The sequence below is a fragment of the Actinokineospora spheciospongiae genome (assembly GCF_003182415.1).
GTDB lineage: Bacteria > Actinomycetota > Actinomycetes > Mycobacteriales > Pseudonocardiaceae > Actinokineospora > Actinokineospora spheciospongiae.
In genome coordinates, this window is record NZ_QHCP01000004.1 from 747,722 (window position 1) to 768,368 (window position 20,647).

At 74.0% G+C, this 20,647-nt stretch carries 17 protein-coding genes; 7 read left to right on the top strand and 10 right to left on the bottom strand.

What is annotated here, in order from left to right; genetic code table 11:
* Positions 1-132: 132 nt before the first annotated feature.
* A complete protein-coding gene (locus DFQ13_RS13920) occupies positions 133-630 on the top strand; it encodes an HAD domain-containing protein (RefSeq protein ID WP_146241225.1) in 498 nt (165 codons plus the stop codon).
* A gap of 12 nt (positions 631-642) precedes the next feature.
* On the opposite strand, the gene DFQ13_RS13925 is transcribed toward DFQ13_RS13920, so the two are convergent.
* From DFQ13_RS13925 to fxsA, 4 genes are all read right to left on the bottom strand, one after another.
* A complete protein-coding gene (locus tag DFQ13_RS13925; protein ID WP_146241226.1) occupies positions 643-1,761 on the bottom strand; it encodes a cation:proton antiporter in 1,119 nt (372 codons plus the stop codon).
* A 142-nt stretch (positions 1,762-1,903) separates the two neighbouring features.
* Entirely contained in the window at positions 1,904-2,854 is a 951-nt protein-coding gene (locus DFQ13_RS13930) for a hypothetical protein (RefSeq protein ID WP_110080100.1), read from the bottom strand.
* Positions 2,832-6,578, bottom strand: a complete 3,747-nt coding sequence (gene fxsT / locus DFQ13_RS13935; protein WP_110080101.1) for an FxSxx-COOH system tetratricopeptide repeat protein — start codon at positions 6,576-6,578, stop codon at positions 2,832-2,834. Before fxsT ends, DFQ13_RS13930 begins: the two co-directional genes overlap by 23 nt.
* Before the next feature lie 108 nt (positions 6,579-6,686).
* On the bottom strand, positions 6,687-6,944 hold the full coding sequence (fxsA, locus tag DFQ13_RS13940) for an FxSxx-COOH cyclophane-containing RiPP peptide (RefSeq protein WP_110080102.1): 258 nt from the start codon (positions 6,942-6,944) through the stop codon (positions 6,687-6,689).
* Positions 6,945-7,134: 190 nt separating this feature from the next.
* Here fxsA and DFQ13_RS13945 point away from each other — a divergent pair, with 190 nt between their 5' ends.
* From DFQ13_RS13945 to DFQ13_RS13955, 3 genes are read left to right on the top strand one after another with little or no spacing between them, the layout of a single operon-like run.
* Positions 7,135-8,241, top strand: a complete 1,107-nt coding sequence (locus DFQ13_RS13945; RefSeq protein ID WP_110080103.1) for an FxsB family cyclophane-forming radical SAM/SPASM peptide maturase — start codon at positions 7,135-7,137, stop codon at positions 8,239-8,241.
* Complete coding sequence (locus DFQ13_RS13950; RefSeq protein ID WP_181399971.1) at positions 8,238-9,413, top strand: aKG-HExxH-type peptide beta-hydroxylase; 1,176 nt, start codon at positions 8,238-8,240, stop codon at positions 9,411-9,413. Before DFQ13_RS13945 ends, DFQ13_RS13950 begins: the two co-directional genes overlap by 4 nt.
* 41 nt (positions 9,414-9,454) lie before the next feature.
* The gene (locus DFQ13_RS13955) at positions 9,455-10,141 is read left to right on the top strand and encodes a GNAT family N-acetyltransferase (protein ID WP_110080105.1); all 687 of its coding nucleotides are present in this window, start codon (positions 9,455-9,457) and stop codon (positions 10,139-10,141) included.
* Positions 10,142-10,225: 84 nt separating this feature from the next.
* Here the strand turns inward: DFQ13_RS13955 and DFQ13_RS33095 are convergent, their stop codons facing one another.
* Together DFQ13_RS33095 and DFQ13_RS33100 are read right to left on the bottom strand one after the other, a co-directional pair.
* Entirely contained in the window at positions 10,226-11,014 is a 789-nt protein-coding gene (locus tag DFQ13_RS33095; protein WP_146241228.1) for a hypothetical protein, read from the bottom strand.
* Between the two features lie 119 nt (positions 11,015-11,133).
* Positions 11,134-11,673 (bottom strand): hypothetical protein, encoded by a 540-nt coding sequence (locus DFQ13_RS33100; protein WP_146241229.1) that lies wholly within the window; start codon positions 11,671-11,673, stop codon positions 11,134-11,136.
* A gap of 128 nt (positions 11,674-11,801) precedes the next feature.
* Between DFQ13_RS33100 and DFQ13_RS13975 the strand changes: the two genes are divergently transcribed.
* Entirely contained in the window at positions 11,802-14,870 is a 3,069-nt protein-coding gene (locus DFQ13_RS13975) for a GH92 family glycosyl hydrolase (RefSeq protein ID WP_110080109.1), read from the top strand.
* A gap of 67 nt (positions 14,871-14,937) precedes the next feature.
* On the opposite strand, the gene DFQ13_RS13980 is transcribed toward DFQ13_RS13975, so the two are convergent.
* The 3 genes from DFQ13_RS13980 to DFQ13_RS13990 are packed head-to-tail and all read right to left on the bottom strand — an operon-like array spanning position 14,938 to position 17,533.
* The gene (locus DFQ13_RS13980) at positions 14,938-15,633 is read right to left on the bottom strand and encodes a histidine phosphatase family protein (RefSeq protein ID WP_035287876.1); all 696 of its coding nucleotides are present in this window, start codon (positions 15,631-15,633) and stop codon (positions 14,938-14,940) included.
* 23 nt (positions 15,634-15,656) lie between these two features.
* Positions 15,657-16,487 (bottom strand): undecaprenyl-diphosphate phosphatase, encoded by an 831-nt coding sequence (locus DFQ13_RS13985; protein WP_110080110.1) that lies wholly within the window; start codon positions 16,485-16,487, stop codon positions 15,657-15,659.
* Positions 16,484-17,533 carry an LLM class F420-dependent oxidoreductase gene (locus DFQ13_RS13990; RefSeq protein ID WP_110080111.1) on the bottom strand — a complete coding sequence of 350 codons (1,050 nt, stop codon included), beginning with the start codon at positions 17,531-17,533 and terminating at the stop codon, positions 16,484-16,486. Before DFQ13_RS13990 ends, DFQ13_RS13985 begins: the two co-directional genes overlap by 4 nt.
* A 514-nt stretch (positions 17,534-18,047) precedes the next feature.
* Between DFQ13_RS13990 and DFQ13_RS13995 the strand changes: the two genes are divergently transcribed.
* Positions 18,048-19,025, top strand: a complete 978-nt coding sequence (locus DFQ13_RS13995; RefSeq protein WP_181399972.1) for an aldo/keto reductase — start codon at positions 18,048-18,050, stop codon at positions 19,023-19,025.
* On the opposite strand, the gene DFQ13_RS14000 is transcribed toward DFQ13_RS13995, so the two are convergent.
* Positions 19,022-19,438 (bottom strand): hypothetical protein, encoded by a 417-nt coding sequence (locus tag DFQ13_RS14000; protein WP_110080112.1) that lies wholly within the window; start codon positions 19,436-19,438, stop codon positions 19,022-19,024. The two genes, DFQ13_RS13995 and DFQ13_RS14000, sit on opposite strands and share 4 nt — an antisense overlap.
* Before the next feature lie 188 nt (positions 19,439-19,626).
* On the opposite strand from DFQ13_RS14000, the gene DFQ13_RS14005 reads away from it, so the two are divergent.
* Positions 19,627-20,643, top strand: coding sequence for a YncE family protein (locus DFQ13_RS14005; protein ID WP_181399973.1), 1,017 nt, complete (start codon positions 19,627-19,629; stop codon positions 20,641-20,643).
* Positions 20,644-20,647: the final 4 nt, after the last annotated feature.

The following is a 20,647-nucleotide window of genomic DNA, read 5'->3' on the forward strand; positions in this document are numbered from 1 at the left end:
CACCCCGGGGGCGCGTTACCGAAACCCTGTGCCCACCGGGCGTCTGCACCACTCCGCTGAACGAGCGAGACCTGATCCACTCCGTGGTTGTCACGCCGGTGGTGGTCGTGGTGGGGTTCGGGGGTGCGGCCGGTGGTGTTCGTGGATGTCGATGGGCCGTTGAACCCGTTCGCGGCGACCGAGGCCACCCGTCCCCCGGGGTATGTCGAGCACCGGTTCCGGTTGTCGGGGTGGAGTCGCAGGCGGCCGTTGCGGTTGTGGTTGGACCCCGCGCACGGTGCGGCGCTGTTGGGGTTGGCGCAGCGCACGGGGGCGGAGTTGGTGTGGGCGACGACGTGGGAGCACAAGGCGAACACGATGGTCGGTCCGGCGTTGGGGTTGCCGCAGTTGCCCGCGGTGGTCTTCACCGAGGGGCCGGGGTGGAAGTTCCCGGGGGTGTCGCGGTACGCGCACGGCAGGCCGCTGGTGTGGTTCAACGACGACTTCGACCTGTACCCGGGTCCGCGGGCGGAGTTCCTGTCCCGCCGCGGGGACACCCCGACCCTGTTGGTGCCGGTCGACCCGCACGTCGGGTTGACCGGCGAGGTGCTGGCCGGGGCGCGGGCGTGGTTGGGCGGTCTCACCGGCTGACCTGCCGCGCGGTCAGCTCTCCAGCGCCGGGGTGGCCGGGACGCGCCGGTCGCGGCGGGCGACCTCGGGTCCGGCTTCGGTGTCGGGTTCGGGTTGGGGGTGCCCCCGGGTCAGGTGGTCGTGGGCGGCGTTGGTGCTCAGGTGCAGGAGGTTGACCACGACGACGGCCACGGCGACGGTGGCGGCGGCGCCGGGGTAGGCGGGTTCCAGCAGCAGGGCGAGGATGACGGCGGTGAGGCCGTTCTGCTGGCCGAGGGCGAGGCGGAGCCGGTCGCGGCGCCAGTGGCGGTGGGTGGTGACGGCGTAGGCGACGGCGAACTGGGCGGCGAACGCGGCAACACCGAGGACGACGCCGGTGCCGACGGGGATGCCGGTGACCAGGACCGCGCCGATGGCGCCGAGCCCGAGGTACAGGGCGGCCCCGGCGAGGCGGTCGAGGGCGTCGCCGACGTCGGGGCGCACGACGAGGCCGATGAGGGCCAGGGCGAGCATCAGCGAGTACCGCACGGCCAGGAACGCCACGACGAGCACCGCCGCGGCCACGACCGCGTTGCCCACCGCCCCGCGCGGGCGGTCCCCGACCCGCCGCCACGTCCAGCACACCGCGGCGGCGAGGGCGAGGTTGCCCGCGACGCTGAGGGCGAACCCGGCCGCGCCGCCGGTGCCCGCGCCGAAGTCGGGGCCGAGCAGGGCGGCGCCGAGGTAGGCGGTGAGCAGGACGGTGACCGGGTCGTCGAAGGACGCCCAGGCGGCCAGCAGGGCTTTGCCCTGTTCGCTCATGCGGGACTTGGCGCGCATCGCGGCGACCGACAGCGGGTCGATCTGGGCGACGGCCACCGCCAGCAGCAGCGCCTTCACGTCGTGGCCGACGGCGTGCAGCACCGCGAAGATCAGGGCGACCTTGGCCGCGACGCCGAGGGTGACCGCGATGAGGACGGTGCGCAGGTGGGCGCGGAACTCGTCGATGTCGATGCCGCGGGTGCTGGTGTAGAGGCCGAAGCCGAGCAGGGCGGTGACGAGGAACCCGTAGGCGTCGGAGGCGGCGGCGTCGCGGAAGCCGGTGACCGCGGCCAAGCCCCACCCGGCCGACACCGCCCCCACCACGGCGACCGACCGTGACCAGGCGGTCACCACGCGTACTCCTCTGGTGCTGCGACCATGGTGTCCCCGTTCACCGCAACGGCCGAGTCCCGCACACTCCGGGTCGATCCTATGCCGAAGTCCTCTCACCTTCAACATCTCCCGGGGTGCGGGGGACGGCGTCCGGCCGGGTTCAACCGTCGGGGTGGGTGAGGTCCTGGGCGAGGGCGGAGATGCGGTCGTCGGCGGCGGCGACGTGGGCCTGGTTCAGGGTGACCCCGACGAGGTAGCGGCGGGCGGGCAGGCGCCGGTAGTAGACCGCGCCGGACTCCACGTCGAGGACCAGCCGCAGCAGCCGCCCGCGCAGGGCGCCCCCGGCGGCCCGGTTGAGTTCGTTGGCCCGCGGCCCCAGGTCGGCGCCGAGGGCGGCGTAGAGGGCGCGCAGGCGGGCGCCGCGGGCGGGGCCGGTGACGGTGTCAAGGCAGTCGACGGTGGCCTCGGCCCGCCCGTCGGACCAGTAGCTGAGCAGGTGCAGGGTGTCGGGGCCGATGTCGGCGCGCATCCGGTCGGTGACGGCGGCGGTGTCGGTGCCCGGGCGCGGCAGGGGCCGGGTGGGGCTGCCGGCGCGGTCGGTGACCGCGGTGGTGTCGAAGGACCCGTAGTTGGGGGCGGGCAGCCCGTCGAGGGCGCGCAGCCGGGTGGCCAGGGCGGCCACGGCGCGGTCCCCGGCGTCGACGGCGTCGGGCCCGTCGGTGACGGGCATGACCCCGATGACGTCGTCGCCGGGGCGCACGGTGTCGCAGAACAGGGCGTTGCGGTCGGTGCTGAGCACGGTGCGGATCAACCTGCCGGTGCCCGCCTGCTGCAGGGTGCGGTCGAGGGCGCGCACGGTGGAGGTGACCTGGCGTCCGAGGCGTTCGACGGCGTCGCGGCGGGTGGTGCCGGGCAGGTGGTCGGGGGCGGGTTCTGCTTCGCCGAGCCGGTCGATGCCGTAGGCCAGGGTGCCCGCCCGGAAGTGCCCCAACCAGTCCAGGGCGGTCGCGGCGGCCAGGGTGTCGCGGTAGTGCCCGATGAGGGCGCCCACGTCGGCGGGCAGGTGGGCGGGCACGGTCTCGTGCGCGTCAGGTCTGGGGGACGTCGACATCGATCAGCCTCCAGCCGGTGGTGACCCCTCGGGCGGCGAGGTCGAGGTTGGCGCCCGCGTCGACCGCGCAGGGGTGCCCGGGCCCCAGGTAGTCCACGGCGTCGTCGCGGGCCGCGGTGGTGATCCGCACCGCCTCGTCGAGGCGCCCGGTCTCGGCCAGCAGCGCACCCAGGTCGACCGCGGCGGCCAGGGTCCACGGGTGCACCCGTTCGAGCCGGTCGGTGAGCAGGGCCAGGGCGTGGCGGTGGCGTTCCTCGGCGCGCTCGTGGGACCCGGCGTGCGCCTCGGCCTGCCCCAGGCCCAGTTCGCACAGCGCCAGGAACGGGTGCCCGGGCGGCAGGTCGACCTCGGCGGTGAACCCGGCGTGCGCGTCGAGGGCCAGTTCCAGGGCCATGGCGTGGTCCTGGCCGAAGCGGCGTTGGGCGTGGGCGAAGCTCAGCGTGGCGGCCAGGGTGTCGGGGTGGGTCTCGCCGAGCAGGGCGCGCAGCACGGTGCGGGCGTTGCGGGCGTGGTTGCGGGCCCGCCCGGCGTCGGTGCCGCGCAGGGCGGCGCTGAACTGCCACTCCGCGCACACGGTGGCGCGGGCGTCGGCGCCGAGCAGGTCGCGCAGCTTCTGCCAGGCGATCTGCAACCCCTCCACCGCCCGCGGGTGGCGCAGCTCGCGCCGGTAGACGCCGATGTTGGTCGCCGACCACCACGTGTCGGGGTCGTCCTCGCCGAACAGGCGCAGGCGGCGGCGGTGGTTGTCCTCCTCCACGCGCAGGGCGCCCTCGGTGTCACCGGACAGGTGCCGCGACACCGCGAGGTTGTTGGCCGCCCGCCGCGTCTGGGGGTGGTCCTCGCCGAGTTCGCGGACGTAACCCTCCCAGGTGACCTGGTCCTCGACGAGGGCGTCGGCGAAGCGGCCCAGGCCGCGCAGGTCCCCGCCGAGACCGCGGGCGGTGGCCAGGGTGGGCAGGTCCCCGGCGGAGTCGGGGCGGGCCCGTTGCCGGGCGAGGGTGTCGCGGTCGAGGTCGAGGGCGCGGCGGCGGTGACCCAGGTCGCGGGCGAGGTTGGCAAGCTGCCCGGCCAGCCGCAGCCGCAGCGGGTCGTCGACGCCGAAGCGGGCGGCCCAGTCGTCGAGGACCCCGGCGCCGATGTCGAGGGCGGCGTCGAGGATGCCGTACTCGCCGCGGTGCAGGTACAGGTACCGCACCTGGTTGACCAGCCACCGCCGCACCTGCGGGTCGTCGCTGCCCAGCGCCCCCGACGGCAGCACGTGGCGTTGCAGTTCGGCGAAGCGGTCGGCGGACCCGGCCTCGTCGGCGGTCTCGGCGGGGGCGTAGCGGGCCAGGCACCGCAGCAGGGTGGCCCGGGTGGCCTCGCGCTCGTCGGGGCCCATGAGGTCGGCGACGATGCCCTGCAGGGTGTTGCCCAGGTGCACCCGGGCCCGGTTGCCCCAGTCGACCTCCAGCAGCCCGTAGCGCTCGCCGAGCCGCAGGGCCCGGTCGACGCGGGTGGCGTCGAGGGCCAGGGCGTCGTCGGCGGCGAGGTCGGCCACCGCGGCCACCAGCGGCCGCGACCGCATCAACCCCAGCGCCACCCCCTGGGCGGACAGGAACGCCCCCATGCGCACCAGCAGCAGCGTCACCCGCCCCAGGGTGGTCTCGGCGAGGGTGGCCAGGGTGTGCTCGGTCATGCGGCACCCGGCGGGGTCGTGGGCCCGGTGCGGGGTGTGGGTGTCGGCGGGTCGGGTGAGTTCGGCGACGAGGTCGCCCGCGGCGTGGTCGGCGGCCGCGGCGACGGCGGCCCCGGCCGAGCACAGCGCTTCCACGGTCTCCCGCAGCCAGCACCCGGCCAGTTCCAGGGCGTAGGGGCGGTGGTCGAGGGCTTCGGCCACGGCGGCGGCGTGCTCGGCGGTCAACCCGGGCACGGCGCCGGTGAGCAGGGCCACCGCCTCACCCGCGACCATGCCGGTGAGTTCGACGGTGCTGTCGAGGGCGGAGCGGGTGGTGATGAGGATGTGCCCGGTGCCGCCCTCGGGCAGCAGGTCCTCAAGGTCGTCGTCGGCGGGCACGTCGTCGAACACCAGCAGGAACCGCCTGCAGGCGGGGTCGGTGGCCAGTGCCCGCAGCGCCGCCCTGGCCTGGTGCCCGCCCGCGCGCCCCATCCCGGCGGCGAGCCCGGCCAGGGCGACGAACGCCCGTTGCCGGTCGTGGGTGGGCACCCACCACACCAGGTCGTAGTCGTAGGCGAAGCGGTGGGCGTAGGCCAGCGCCAGTTGGCTCTTGCCCGCCCCGGCGGCCCCGGTGACGGTGACGATGGTGCGCCGTTCCCCGGCCCGGGTGAACCGGTCGCGCAGGGCGTTGATGTCGGTGTCGCGGGGGGTCAGCCGCGGGTTGAGGCCGGGGGCGCCGAAACGGGCCGGGGCCAGTCCGGGCAGCCGGGGGGCGGGCCCGGCGAAGTCGGTGCGCCGCTCGACCAGGCCCAGGGCGCGCAGCATGGCCGACCGGGCCCGGTCGGCGTGCTCGGTGGCGCTGCGCCGCCCGGCCGGGCCCACGGGCCCCTCGGGGGTGGGGGCGGGGGTGAACCGGTGAGTGCGCAGCCCCCGCCCGGCGAGCGCGTCGAGGCCGGGTGGGTCGGTGTCGCCCGCGGTGATGGCCAGCACCGACGGCGCCACCTGCGCCCCCGGGTCGAGCCAGTCGCCGGGGTCGGCGAGGTCGCGGGTGCGGGCCCCGGCGCGGGCGAGCTGGTCGCGCACCCAGTCCGACCAGGGCCGGTGGGCGGGGGCGGCGGCGACGAGGACCCGGTCGGGTTCACCGTCGGTGGGCAACCCGAACGCCCGCCGGTAGGTGGCGCGGGTGGCGGCGGGCACCCCGTCGGCGGTGGGCAACCCGTGCCCGGTGACGACCTCGGCGAGCGCGGCGTGCCCGGCCAGGACCGCGGGGGCGGTGTCGGGGGACTCCACCAGGACCGCCAGCAGCGCGAACGGGTCGTCGTGGCGCCAGGCGGGCAACTCCAGGTGCCCGTCGACCGGTGGGGCGTCGGCCTGTTCGGCGGTGATGGGGGCGAAGGCCCGGTGGATGTCGGTGCGGGCCTGCGCGGCCTGCTCGGGGTCGTCCCCGGCGGGGAACGGGGCGGCGAGGGCGACCACGTCGACGCGCACGGTCGCCGCCCGCCGCAACCCGGTGGCCACCTCCACCGCCGCGGCCACCGCCCGCGGCCCCCCGGCGAAGACCACCACCGCCAGGTCGCCCAGGGCCGCGGCGGCGGCGAGCCGGTCGGGGTCGCGCCCGGCGGGCAGCAGCACCAGCACGTCGTCGTAGTCGGACTCGGTCAGCAGCCCGCGCAGGTCCCCCGACGCGGCGGGCCCGGCGGTGGCGGTGACGAAGTCGGGCAGCCCACCGGGGGTGCCGGTGCAGATCAGGTCCACCGGCCCCGCCAGCCCGGGCACGGTGAACCGCTCCAGCGGCCCGACCCCGGCCGGGCGGGCGTGGGCGGGCACCATGGCCAGCAGCCCCGCCCACAGCGCGGCGGGCACCTCGGCGGTGTCGGTGTGGAACGGGTCGAGGAACTCCCGCACCGGGGGGCTCTCGGTGGACCAGTCCAGCACCAGGACCCGGCGCCCGGCGGCGGCCAGCAGCACGGCGAGGTTGGCCACCGCGTCGGCGCGCCCCGGCCGGACCGCGGCCGCGGCGAACACGGTGACCGCGGCCTGCCCGACCGCCTCCCGACGTCCGCTCATCCGATTCCCACATCCCACCCGCGCCGACGTGTCCCGTCTTGAGGAGACTCCCGCCCGGGGGTTCCCGATGCCCCCCGGCGACCAAGATCACCCGATCGTCGCAACACCCTAGAGGGAGTTCTGGAACGCGGCGAACCTGCTCGGCGCACCGCCGTCGGCCAGCACCCGGCGCAGCGCGGCGCGCAGCACCGACTCCGGCATGGCCTCCAGGTCGGCGAAGTCGAGCCCGGTGAGGTCGGGCAACCCCGCCGCACCCCCGTCCGCCGCGGCCCCGGTCTCGCCGCCGCCCGGCCCGCCGGTGGCCTCGGTGGTGTCGGTGCCGCGGTCTGCGGTGGTGTCGGCGTGCTCGGCGCGTCGGGCGTCCACGGCACGCCCCCCTCCCCCGGATCGTCACACCCCGTGGTGTGCCTGCCACCCATGGTATCGCGCGCGGCCACCCGAGACGGGGATGAGCCGATCGGGTACTGCGGTGACGAGAACCCGCCGGTCACCGCACGGGCCGGGAATGATGACCGCTCACGCCACCCGGACGGGTGGCCCCCGGGAGGAGGATGGGATGACCGGGCCGCGGCCGGTGCGCCAGTTCGTGCTGAAGGTCCACGGCCGGTGCAACCTGGCCTGCGACTACTGCTACGTCTACGAGATGGGCGACGGGTCCTGGCGCACCAAACCCCGGGCGATGGCCCCGGGCACCGCCGACGCCGCGGTGGACCGCGTCGCCGAGCACGCCGCCGCCCACGGCCTCGACGCGGTGCAGGTGGTGCTGCACGGCGGTGAGCCCCTGCTGGCGGGGGTGGCGGCCCTGCGCCGGGTGCTGACCCGCGCCCGCGACCGGGTGCCCGCCCGGGTGGACTTCGCCGTGCAGACCAACGGGCTGCTGCTCGACACCGCCTTCCTGGACCTGTTCGCCGAGTTCGGGGTGCGGGTGGGGGTCAGCCTCGACGGCACCGCCGCCGGGCACGACCGCCACCGCCGCACCCACTCCGGGCACGGCACCCACGCCGCGGTCACCGAACGCCTCACAGCACTGACCGGCCCCTACCGGCACGTCTTCGGCGGGCTGCTGTGCGTCATCGACCCCACCGCCGACCCGCTGGCCACCCACACCGCCCTGACCGGGTTCGCCCCACCGGTGCTCGACTACCTGCTCCCGCACGGCACCTGGGACACCCCACCCCCGGGCCGCGCCCCCGACCCCACCCGCACCCCCTACGGCGACTGGCTGGTCACGATCTTCGAGCACTGGTACACCGCCGCCCCCGGCCCCACCTCCGTGCGCCTGTTCGACGCCCTGCTCGACCTGCTGCTGGGCGGGGAGTCCACGGTGGAGGGCCTGGGCACCGACCCGTCCCCGCAGGTGGTCGTCGACACCGATGGCGGCATCGCCCGCTCCGACATCCTCGCCGCCACCGTCCCCACCGCCGCCGCGACCGGCCTGAGCGTGCACCGCGACCCCTTCGACGCCGCCCTGGCCCCCGCGCCGCCGGTGTGCCCGACGTGCGCGGCGTGCCCGCTGCTGCGGGTCTGCGGCGGCGGGCAGCCCGCCCACCGCCACCGCGCCGGGTCCGGGTTGGACAACCCCTCGGTGTACTGCCCGGACCTGACCCGGCTGATCACCCACGCGAGCACCCGCCTGGCCGCGGACCTGGAACACCTGCGGTGACCCGCGCCCTGCCCCGGCACACCGTGGCCCCGGCGACCCTCGACGCCCTCGCCGCCGGGGGCGGCGGCGAGGGCGCGGTGCGCGCCCTGGTCGCCGCCCGCCGCTCCCGCACCCTGGGCCTGCTGCGGCTGTCGATCACCGGTGACCCCGACGCCACCGCCGCCTTCCGCGCCCTGGGCGCGGTGCGCGCGGCGGCCCCGGCCGCGGTGGACCGGGTCCTCGACGACCCGCTGGTGGGGGCGTGGGCCACGGCGCGGGCGGTGCGCGGCCACGGCCGGGCGGCGGACCTGGCGTGGGTGGCGGCGGCGGCCGCGGTGCGCGCCGGGGTGCCCGCGGTGCTGTCCTTCCCGCCGACCCGGGCGGGGGTGCTGCCGTCGCTGGGCACCGCCACCACCGCGGTCGCGGGCCGCCACCGCACCGACACCCTGCCCTGGTCGCCGTTCCCGGTGCTGCGCCCCGGCGGTGCCGCCGAGGTCGTCGCCGCCGACTGGCCCCCGGACCTGCTGCCCGCCGACCTCGGCGCCTGCCCCCCACCGCCGCGGTGGGCGGGCCGGGTGGCCGCCGGGTGGGCGCTGCTGGCCCGCGACCACCCCGACGCCGCCGCGGAGACCGCGGCGATCACCACCACCGCCACCGCCCTGGCACCCCCACCCGGGTCGCAGACCAGCGCCACCCTCGCCGACGCCCTGGGGTGCGTGTTCCTCTCCGCCGGGGACGACCCCGAGGCCACCGCGGCCACCCTGACCCACGAGACCCAGCACGCGAAGCTCACCGCGGTGATGGACCTGCACCCGCTGACTGCGCCGTGCGCGGACACCTTCTACGCCCCGTGGCGCCCGGACCCCCGCCCCCTGCCCGGCCTGCTGCACGGCACCTACGCCCACCTGGGGGTCACCGCGTTCTGGCACACCCGCCGCGCCACCGGCTCCGGCCCGCACGCCGACCGCGAGTTCGCCCGCTGGCGCGCCGCGGTCACCGCCACCGCCGCCGTGCTGGCCACCGCCCCGCTGACCGCGGTCGGGCGCCGCTTCGTCGCCGGGATCGCCGCCGCGGCGGCCCGCTTCGCCCGGGTGCCGGTGCCCACCCGCGCCGAGGCGGAGGCAGAGGACCTGCTGCGCGCCCACCGCGCCCGCTTCGAACACCGCTGGGGTCTTGAGCACCGCCGGGGCTAAACCGGGTGACCGCCGCGGGCCGCCTGCTCCAGCATGGGCCGATGCCCACCGACGTGTTCACCCCCGCCGGGCTGCACCTGCGCACCCCGCGCCTGCACCTGTGCCTGCCCGACCCCGAGCAGCTCACCGCCTTGGCCCACTTGGCCGCGGGCGGCGTGCACGACCCGGCCACGATGCCCTTCGTCGTGCCGTGGACCGATGCCCCGCCGGGGCAGGTGGCGCTCGCGGTGGTGCAGCACCACTGGCGGACGTTGGGGGCGTGGACACCGCGGGACTGGTCGTTGCCGCTGGTGGTGGTGTGCGAGGGGGTGGTGGTGGGCATGCAGGGCCTGTCGGCGACCGACCTGGCCGTGACCGGGGAGGTGGTGACCGGGTCGTGGCTGGGGCGGGCGCACCACGGTCGGGGCATCGGCACCGAGATGCGCGCCGCGGTGCTGCACCTGGCGTTCGAGGGCCTGGGCGCCCGGGAGGCCCGCTCGGCGGCGTTCACCGACAACCCCGCCTCGCTGGGGGTCTCGCGCGGGCTCGGCTACGCACCCGACGGCATCGAGCGGCGCGTCGTGCGCGGCGCCGTGGCGATCGATCAGCGGCTGCGCCTGACCCGGGAAGCCTGGCTGGCCCACCGCACGGTCGCGGTGACCCTGCACGGAGTGGCGCAGTGCCTGCCGATGTTCGGCCTGCCCCCGCGACCACCTGAGCCGCCCCGGAAACCCTCAACCACCACCTGAACCACCCCTGACCAGCGCATTCGCGGGCCCGACCGCACCCTCAACCTGCCCTTGACCACACAACCCTCAACCTCCACTTGAGGGTCAGGCCACGCCGCGGGTGACGAACTCCCACGCCCGTTGCGCGTCCAACAACGGCGGCGCCCACCGGCGGGGGGTGGTCGCCCCCACCAGCAGCGCCGAACGCAGCACCGACCCCGGCACCGACGGCGCCAACGACCACAGCAGCGCCGCGGTCGCGGCCACCACCGCCGCGGCCACCCCGTTGCCGGTGGCCCGCCCGTGCGGGCCCGGCACCTCCTGCCCCGGCGCCAACAACCCCCGCGGCGCCGCCTCCGGGTCACCCCCCACCGGGTCCTCCTCGAAACCCTCCACCGGTTCCTCGGAATCCTCGGCCCACTCCACGAACCAACTGGGCCGCCCGGTCACCGAGCACGAGTACACCGGCACCACCCACGGGTGCGCGGTCACCGCGCACCGCGTCGTGCCCGCCGCGGCGAACACCGGGACACCCCGCCCCGCAGCCGCGTCCAGCGCCGCGGTCAACGCCACCCGGTGCGACCGCGGCCCCACCCGCGCCGAGGACGCCACCACCAGCACCCGGCTCGGCCCCCGCAGCACCTCCCGCAACGCCACCGCCAACTCCCCCGGCGGGCACCCCCGCGCGGGCACCACCCGCGACCGCCACGGGCACCGCACCCCCACCGCCAACCCGTCGCGCCCCACCGCCCCGGTCAGCACCGGCACCTCCTCCGCGGCGGCCACCACCCCCACCCCGACCGACGCCGACCCCTCCCCCAGGCGCAGCACCCGGGTCAACCGGACCAGGTCCAACAACGGCGACCCGGGTCTGCGCGTCTCCGGCGTGATCACCACAGCCCGAACACCCCTTCACACGATCGCCATCACCCACCGGGGGCCGAACACCCCCGGGTTCTCGCAGAGTGTAGTGATCATGAGGCTGTGGGTGACCGCCGCCGACTGAGTGATCCTCAAGCGTCGGCGATGCGCACGCAGTCACCGGAGTACAACCGCACCGCCGCCACGATCTCGGTCAGCTCCCGGGTGAACAACCGGGTGTCCACCGGCAACCCCGGCCCCGACGCCACCGGCCACGCATCGCGCCGGTGCAACCCCAACACCCCGGGAGAGCCGGGGGTGATGGCCGGGCGCACCCGGAACCGCAACGTCACCCCGTCGACGACCACCGACCGCAACGACTCCCACGGCAGGAACACCGGCCCCCGACCCGTGGGCACCCGCACCCCCACCCGGTCCACCGTCAGCGACGTGGCCCGCCGCTTGCGCCGCGCCACGTACCCCGCCACCTTCGCCCCCACCACCAGCACCACCGCACCCACCACCACCCACCCCAGCACCGGCCAAGGCCACCCCACCACGACCAACCCGACCCCCACCACGACCCCGGCGACCCCACCCACCGACCACGGCCGCAACGTCCGCCGCCAAGCCTCCCGGTCCACCTCCGCCTCGAACAACTCCCCGACACCCGGCACCAACGGACTCGACATGCGCCGACCCTAGGACACCCCCCCCACCCACCCGCCCACCGTCCCCCACCCCCGTGGCAGAGCCCACGCCCCCACCGCCCCGGGGCGCGCACCGGACAACACCCCGCCCAGCACCTACTGTCACCACCATGGGCTTCCGCACGTCCTTCGCACCCGCCGAACCCCGCCCCACCCCGATCCGCCGCGGCCCGCTGCGCGTACGCGTCACCCGAGGCCCCTGGCGCACCCCCACCTCCCGCCGCCACCACGGCCTCACCGGCCGCCACGCCCTGCGCTACGACGCCCGCGGCGCGAGCACCGTCCGCCTCTTCCACGTCGACATCCCCGTGGACCCCGACACCGAACTCACCTACGCCATCCACCCCGCCCGCACCAAGCACCCGGCGCAACCGGGCACCCACACCGCCATCACCCTCACCCTCGACGACGGCACCCACCTCACCGAGGGCGACCCCCGCGCCCTGATCCCCGAGCAGTGGAACCTGCGACGCATCCCCCTGGGCGCGCACACCGGCCGCACCATCACCACCATCGCCCTGACCCACGACCCCTACACCCCCACCGCGGTCGCCGCCGAGCGCAGCGCGATCACCGCCCCCCACACCCTCGACCGCGGCACCCGCACCCGCGCCCACGGCTGGATCGACACCCTCACCATCGCCCCCACCACCCCCGCACCCACCGACCCGGTCGAACGCGCCCTGACCACCCGCGGCACCCACTCCACCCGCCGCTACTCCCGCGGCAACACCCTGCCCGCCACCGCCGTGCCACACGGCTTCAACTTCTGGACCCCCATCACCCACGCCGCCCGCACCAACTGGGAATACGCCTGGCACCGCAACACCGGCCTGCAGGCCATCGGCCTCTCCCACCTGCCCAGCCCCTGGATGGGCGACCGCAACACCTTCCACCTCATGCCCACCACCGGCACCCGCGTCGGCCGCCGCGCCCGCTCCCGCCGCTTCGACCACACCGACGAAACCGCCCACCCGCACCACTACGCGGTCACCCTCGCCGACGGCGTCCGCGCCGAAGTCACCCCCACCGACCACGGCGCCGTCCTGCGCTTCACCTACCCCGCCGGAGCACCGGCCAACGTCGTCCTCGACAACACCGGCCTCACCGGCACCGCAGGCCGCGTCCACATCAACCCGGACACCGGCACCATCACCGCCCACACCGACATCCGCAGCGGCCTGTCCGCGGGCGCCACCCGAATGTGGCTCCACGCCACCACCGACCACCCCCTCCGCGACGCCCACAACCGCCTGCGCGGCCTGTCCCGCGCCCGCACCGCCCTCCTGCGCCACCACACCACCCCCGACACCCCCACCACCATCACCCTCCGCATCGCCACCTCCCTCATCAGCCCCGAACAAGCCGAAGACAACCTGCGCACCGAAATAGGCGAAGCCACCTTCGACGACATCCGCGCCCGCGCCCACACCGCCTGGCACCCCCACCTCAACCGCATCCACGTCGACGGCGCCACCCCCGAGCAACTCACCACCCTGCACTCCTGCCTCTACCGACTGCACCTCTACCCCAACAACGGCAGCGAAGGCACCCGATACCGCAGCCCCTTCACCGGCCAGGTCACCAACGGCCACATCATGGTCAACAACGGGTTCTGGGACACCTACCGCACCTGCTGGCCCGCCTACGCCCTGTTCACCCCCACCCTCTGCGGACACCTCATCGACGGCTTCCTGCAACACCACCGCGACAGCGGCTGGATCGCCCGCTGGTCCTCCCCCGGACACGCCAACCTCATGACCGGCACCAACTCCGACACCGCCTTCGCCGACGCCCACGCCAAAGGCGTCCACGGCTTCGACCCCCACACCGCCTACCGCGCCGCCCTGCGCAACGCGACCACCCGACCCCCACACGACGCCGTCGGCCGCAAAGGCCACACCCACGCCACCTTCGCCCACTTCACCCCCACCACCATCCCCGAAGGCCTGTCCTGGGCCATGGAAGGGTGCGTCAACGACGCCGCCACCGCCGCCATGGCCACCCGCCTCGGCGACCACGACACCGCCGCCTACCTCACCGACCGCGCCCGCCACCACCGCCACCACTTCGACCCCACCACCGGCTTCTACCAAGGCCTCACCCCCGAAGGCACCCCCCGCCTGCGCGCCGACCACTACGACCCCCGCACCTGGGGCCACGACTACACCGAAACCAACGGCTGGACCGCCGCCTTCGCCGCCCCCCACGACCCCGACGGCCTCACCGACCTGCACGGCGGCCCCCACGCCCTCGCCGACACCCTCGACCGCTACTTCACCACCCCCGAAGACGCCACCCGCCCCGGCTCCTACCGCCGCCCCATCCACGAGATGCGCGAAGCCCGCGACGTCCGCCTCGGCCAGTACGGCCACAGCAACCAACCCGCCCACCACATCGCCTACCTCTACACCCACACCCCCCGCCCCTGGCGCACCCAGGAAATCGTCCGCGACATCTGCACCCGCCTCTACCAAGGCGCCACCATCGGCCAAGGCCACCTCGGCGACGAAGACAACGGCGAAATGTCCGCCTGGTACCTCTTCAGCGCCCTCGGCTTCTACCCACTGACCCCCGCCGCCACCACCTACGCCATCGGCTCCCCCCTCTTCCGCAAAGCCACCGTCCACCTCGACAGCGGCAACACCCTCACCATCAACGCACCCGACAACTCCCCCGACAACATCTACGTCGCCTCCCTGCACATCAACGGCACCCCCCACCACACCCCCCACATCCCCCACCACCTCCTCGCCGCAGGCGCCACCCTCGACTTCACCATGTCCCCCACCCCCACCACCTGGTTCACCCCACCCACCCCCACCCACCAACCACCCCCACTGCGCGACCTCACCCACCCCACCGACGGCCCCCTGCACGACAACACCGCCACCACCCCCACCCGCATCACCACACCCCTGACCCACACCACCCCCGGCGAACTGCGCATCTACACCCTCACCTCACCCCACCCCACCACCGCACCCACCGCCTGGACCCTCGAAGCCTCCACCGACGGCACCACCTGGACCACCCTCGACCACCGCACCGACCAAACCTTCCCCTGGCCCCACCAGACCCGCCCCTTCACCATCACCACCCCCGCCCACCACACCCACCACCGCCTCACCTTCCACGGCACCCCCACCCTCACCCAGATCCAACTCCTCGCCCCCTGACCCCCACACCGAACCCGAACTCACCCCCTCCCGGTGAAGTCGGGCCCAAGCACCCGCCCCTCACGAACTACCGCCCCGTCGACCCACCCACCACAGCCTCACCCGCAGGCGCATCCCCCACCGCAGGCTCCGGCGGCACCACCCCACCCAACTCCCGACCCGAATCATTCATCCGCAACACGAACGGCCGCGTCTCCGTGTACCGCACCACCGACACCGACGCCGGATCAACCACGATCCGCTGAAACGAATCCAAGTGCTGCCCCAACGCATCCGCCAACAACGCCTTGATCACATCCCCATGACTGCACAACAACCACACCGCCCGATCACCGAACTCAGCCGTGACCCGCGCATCATGCGCCCGCACCGCGGCCACCGCCCGCGCCTGCACCCCCGCCAACCCCTCACCCCCCGGAAAAACCGCCGCCGACGGGTGCTGCTGCACCACCTTCCACAACGGCTCCCCCAACAAGTCCTTGATCGCCCTCCCCGTCCACGACCCGTAATCCACCTCAGCCAGATCACCCTCCACCACCGGCGTCAACCCCCGAGCCGCCGCCAACGGCTCCACCGTCTGCCCACACCGCAACAACGGCGACACCACGATCCCCCGCAACGGCACCTCAGCCAACCGCTCCACCACAGCAGCCGCCTGCCGCCGACCCGACTCATCCAGGTGAACACCCCCACTGCGACCGGCGAGCACACCGGAATTGTTCGCAGTCGACCGGGCATGACGGAGCAGAACAACAGTGGCCACCCCCCGAGCCTAAAGCCCACCCCTCACGTCGGACTCACGACCCCCGTCGCCAACAACCCGCACAACACCGCACCCAACACGATCCGATACCACACGAACACCATGAAACTGTGCTTCGCCACGTACTTCAACAACCACGCCACACACGCGTACCCCACCACGAACGACACCACCGTCGCCACCACCGTCTGCGCCACCGACGCCTCGAACGGCCCCGAACCATCCGCGGCCACGATGTCCGGGATCGAGAACAACCCCGCCCCGAACACCGCCGGAATCGCCAACAGGAACGAATACCGGGTCGACGCCTCCCGCTTCAACCCCACCAACAACCCCGCCGTCAACGTCCCACCCGACCGCGACACCCCCGGGATCAACGCCAACGCCTGCGCGAACCCCATCGACACCGTGTCCCGCAACGTCAACGCGTCCCGAGCCTGCCGCGCCGTCTCATCCGCCACCGCCAAGAACACCGCGAACACCATCAACACGATCGCCGTGATCCACAGGTTCCGCAAACCCGACTTGATCTGGTCCTGGAACAACACACCCAGCACACTGATCGGCACCGACCCGATGATCACATACCACGCCATCCGGTACTCCGGGGTCCGCCGCGCCCCAGCGCTGAACAAACCCCGGAACCACGCCGCGATCAACCGCCCGATGTCCTTGGCGAAGTAGATCACCACCGCCAACTCCGTACCGAGCTGGATCACCGCCGTGAACGACGCACCCGCATCAGCACCGAACCACAACTCCGACACGATCCGGATGTGCGCCGACGACGACACCGGCAAGAACTCGGTCAGACCCTGAACAACACCGAGCACAAGAGCTTGAAACCAGGTCAACTACCGACTCCCGCGAGATCCAGAGCTTCCACGGCGACCCTCAGGGCCGCCTTGCTTCGCTCCAGATCTTGCAGGATCGGCGAAACCGTCAATGTGGTGACCCCCGACTCCGCCAGGGCCTGCATCTTCTCCGCCACCCGCTCCTTCGGCCCCAACAGCGCCGTCGCGTCCAAGAACCCCAACGGCACCTTCGCCGCCGCCCCCGCGTAGTCCCGCGCCAAGTACAGGTCCTGCACCTCGGCGGCCTCCGCCTCGAACCCCATCCGACACGCCAGGTTGTTGTAGAAGTTCTGCTCCCGACTGCCCATGCCACCCACGTACAGCGCCGCGTACGGCCGCACCAGGTCCGCGGCCTCCCGCCAGTCCTCCCCCACCACCAGCGGAACCGTCGGCACCACGTCGAACCCCTCCAACGTCTTGCCCACCTTCGCCCGCCCCTTGGCGATCAGCTCCAGCGACTCCCGCCCGTGCTCCGGCGAGTAGAAGATCGCCAACCACCCGTCGGCGATCTCCCCGGTCAACTCCAGGTTCTTCGGCCCGATCGACGCCAGGTAGATCGGGATCTGCTCCCGCACCGGGTGCACGGTCAACTTCAACGGCTTGCCCGGACCGTCCGGCAGCGGCTGCACGAAGTGCTTGCCCTGGAAGTCCACCCGCTCCCGCCGCAACGCCGACCGCACGATCTCCACGTACTCGCGGGTCCGCCCCAGCGGCTTGTCGAACTTCACCCCGTACCAACCCTCGGACACCTGCGGCCCGGACACCCCCAGCCCCAGCCGGAACCGCCCACCCGAGAGCGTGTCCAGCGTCGCCGCCGTCATCGCCGCCATCGTCGGCCGCCGCGCCGGGATCTGCAGGATCGCACTGCCAACATCGATCTGCGTCGTCTGCGCCGCCACCCACGACAGCACCGACGGCGCATCCGACCCGTAGGCCTCGGCGACCCAGGCCACGGAGTACCCCAGCCGGTCCGCCTCCTTGGCCAGCTCGAGGTTCGCGGCGTCGTTCCCGGCGCCCCAGTAGCCCATGTTCAGTCCCAGTCGCACCCCGCAGACATTACCCACCGGTAGCCGACTTCCACCACCGCGTCCTCTGCTGGTCTGTTTTCTTTCTGTCCTGTCGTCAACCCCTACGCCTGTGTGAGCTATCTAGTTATCTTGATAGTGAATAGCTTATAATTAGCTCAAATCAGCATGTCGTCCTGCGGATCGCACACCTCGTGGTCACCCGAAACGCCTCGACGGCCGAGCCGCCGGCCCGGACTCGACGCCAATGGCGTCGAGCGCCCCCACCCGAAGCAACCTGTCGCTGCCGGCCCGCCGCCAGGGGCGAAGCCCTCACCCGCCGCCCGAGCCGTCCCCTCCCCCATCGCCGCCCGCACCTTGCTCTTCGATGCTCGGGTTTCTCTATTGTGTTTCCTTCACTTGGAAACCATCCATGATCTTGATAGTCAATATTCGATAAACAAAACAGGGAAGCGAACGGCGTCCCACCTGCGCTAACAGGCGATGGAGGCACGCAGAGTGGCGCGGGCCTGCTCCAGCCCTAGGCTTCCGTGCCGTGGAGCAACGACACCTCGGGCGCAGCGGGCTGCGCGTGTCCCGGCTCGCCCTGGGCACGATGACCTGGGGCGGAGACACCGACGCGGACAACGCCGCGGCGCAGTTGACCGCCTTCGTGGAGGCGGGCGGCACGCTCGTCGACACCGCCGACGTCTACTCCGACGGCGAGAGCGAGCGCCTGCTCGGCGAGTTGCTCGACGACGTGGTCCCGCGCGACAACGTCGTCCTCGCCACCAAGGCCGTTGCCCGCAGGCACGGCGGTCCGTTCGGCGGTGGCGCGTCCCGCGGTGCCCTGCTCGCCGCGCTGGAGGGCTCCCTCGTCCGGCTCGACACCGACCACGTGGACCTCTGGCACCTGCACGCCTGGGACGACGCCGTGCCGCTGGAGGAGACCCTGTGCGCGGTCGACGCCGCGGTCCGCAGCGGCAAGGTGCGCTACGCGGGCATCTCCAACTACTCCGGCTGGCAGACCGCGACCGCGGCGACCAGGCAGTCCTGCGTCGCCGGGGCGGCGCCGCTGGTGTCCACCCAGGTCGAGTACTCGCTGCTGGAGCGCGGGGTCGAGCGCGAGGTCGTCCCGGCCGCCGAGCACCACGGCATCGGCATCCTGCCCTGGGCCCCGCTCGGTCGGGGCGTGCTGACCGGCAAGTACCGCACCAGCACCCCGCCGGACTCGCGCGGCGCCCGCACCGCCTTCGCCCCGTACGTCGACCACCACCGCACCGAGCGCGCCGCCCGGATCGTGCAGGCGCTGATGACGGCCGCGGACGGGCTGGCCAAGTCGCCGCTGGCGGTCGCCCTGGCCTGGGTCCGCGACCGCCCCGGCGTGGTCGCCCCCGTCGTCGGCGCCCGCGACGCCGCGCAACTGCGGGGTTCGCTCAGCTCCGAGGACCTGGTCCTGCCGACCGCGATCCGGGCCGCCCTCGATGACGTCAGCAAGCTGGACATCGGGTACCCGGAACGCCGCCGGGTTTAGACGTGCTCCTGCTCCGGGCAGTCCTCCGGCTCGAAGTACCCGCGCACGTCGGCGCGGTACACCAGCCTGGTCGCGGCGACGAGCAACGCCACCGCGACCAGGAGCACGCCCAGCTCCCCGGGTCCGGAGAACAGCGCGAACCCGGGGACGAGGGTGACGCAGGCGGCCATCACCGCGGCGAAGCGCGCCCACGCCCGCCCGGCGCGCAGGCTCAGCGCGAACCACACAGTCAGCGCGAGCGGCACGAAGAAGATCGCGAGGTCGTGGCCGCCCACGACGGAGAGGTACGTCATCTGGGCGGCGCTGACACCGGCCCCGGTGACGAGCAGCCCGCAGGCCGCGCGCACCGGGGCGGGCGGGTCGGTGGGGCTCGGGTCCCCGAAGATGGGCAGGTTCGCCGGATCGATCGCCATGGCTGCCTCCTGCGGTCGTGCCTGCTCAGTCGGCCGATCGCACCGCATTGTTACAAGTTGGTCTCAAAGTCCCCCGATCGGGTCAATGCCGGGCTGTGAGATACGCGGTGCGGGGTGTCGTGGCCCGCTCGCCCGGTGTGCGGGATGCTGGGGGGAACGTTCCCGAACTTCTGCGCGGAGGTCCGAAGTTGCGCCCCCTGGTCGTCGTCGCCCTGGTCGTCAGCACGGGGGCGAGCCTGCTCGCGGGGTGTTCGTCCGACGCCCAACCCACCGACGAGCTGATGCTCTCGTCGAACCCGGTGGCCGCGACCGCCGCCCGCTCCCCCGCGCAGATCAAGACCCCCGCGGGCACCGTGCTGCCGCTCGCGGCCCCGGTGACCGCCGTGGCCACCGACGAGCGCACCCGCACGCTGGCCGTCGCGGTGTCCACTCCCCCGTCGGTCCAGCTCTACGACCTGGACGGGCTCGACGCCGCCCCCCGCTCGGTGGCGCTGCCCGGCCCCGCGACCGCGCTGGCCGTGGCTGCCCCCGGCGGCCCGGTGCTGGCCTCCACGGGCGACAAGAACGCGGTGGTCCGGGTCGACCTGTCCTCGGCGACCGCAACCCCGGCGACCGTGGACGGCGACCCGGTCGCCGCCACCGGCTACCGGTCGGACACCCTGGTGGCCGTCCGTGGCGGCAAGGGCGTCGCGGTCCTGCGCGGCGACGGGGTCCAGCGCGTGATCAGCGGCGGCCTGCTCAGCGCCGACCAGGTCTACGGCGTCGGCGACCGGGCCGTGGTGCTCGACCGCCTGCGCAACGCCGTGTTCCAGCTCGACGTCGCCCAGGGCACCGTCGGCGAGGGCCTGCGTGCGGGCCAGGGGGCCACGAACGGGGTCGTCGACCGGTTCGACCGCGTCCTGGTCACCGACACCCGCGGCGGCGCGCTGCTGGCGTTCTCGGTGGACCCGCTGCTGATGCGGCAGCGCTTCCCGGTCCCCGGTTCGCCGTACGGCATCGCCTACGACCGCGAGCGGGACCTGGTGTGGGTGACGCTGACGGAGACGAACGAGGTGGTCGGTTTCGCGGTGGCGGGCGAGGAGCCCGTGGAGCGCCACCGCTTCCCGACTGTGGTCCAGCCGGACTCGGTGGCGGTCGACCCGGTGAGCGGTCGGGTCGTCGTGGCGTCCGGCACCGGAGGAGGGGTGCAGGTGGTGCAGCCGTGACCGA

Coding starts and splice junctions, on each gene's coding strand:
- DFQ13_RS13930 (WP_110080100.1), bottom strand. CDS start 2,854: ATGTCGACGTCCCCCAGACCTGACGCGCACGAGACCGTGCCCGCCCAC.
- fxsT (WP_110080101.1), bottom strand. CDS start 6,578: ATGAGCGGACGTCGGGAGGCGGTCGGGCAGGCCGCGGTCACCGTGTTC.
- DFQ13_RS13945 (WP_110080103.1), top strand. CDS start 7,135: ATGACCGGGCCGCGGCCGGTGCGCCAGTTCGTGCTGAAGGTCCACGGC.
- DFQ13_RS13955 (WP_110080105.1), top strand. CDS start 9,455: ATGCCCACCGACGTGTTCACCCCCGCCGGGCTGCACCTGCGCACCCCG.
- DFQ13_RS33100 (WP_146241229.1), bottom strand. CDS start 11,673: ATGTCGAGTCCGTTGGTGCCGGGTGTCGGGGAGTTGTTCGAGGCGGAG.
- DFQ13_RS13975 (WP_110080109.1), top strand. CDS start 11,802: ATGGGCTTCCGCACGTCCTTCGCACCCGCCGAACCCCGCCCCACCCCG.
- DFQ13_RS14000 (WP_110080112.1), bottom strand. CDS start 19,438: ATGGCGATCGATCCGGCGAACCTGCCCATCTTCGGGGACCCGAGCCCC.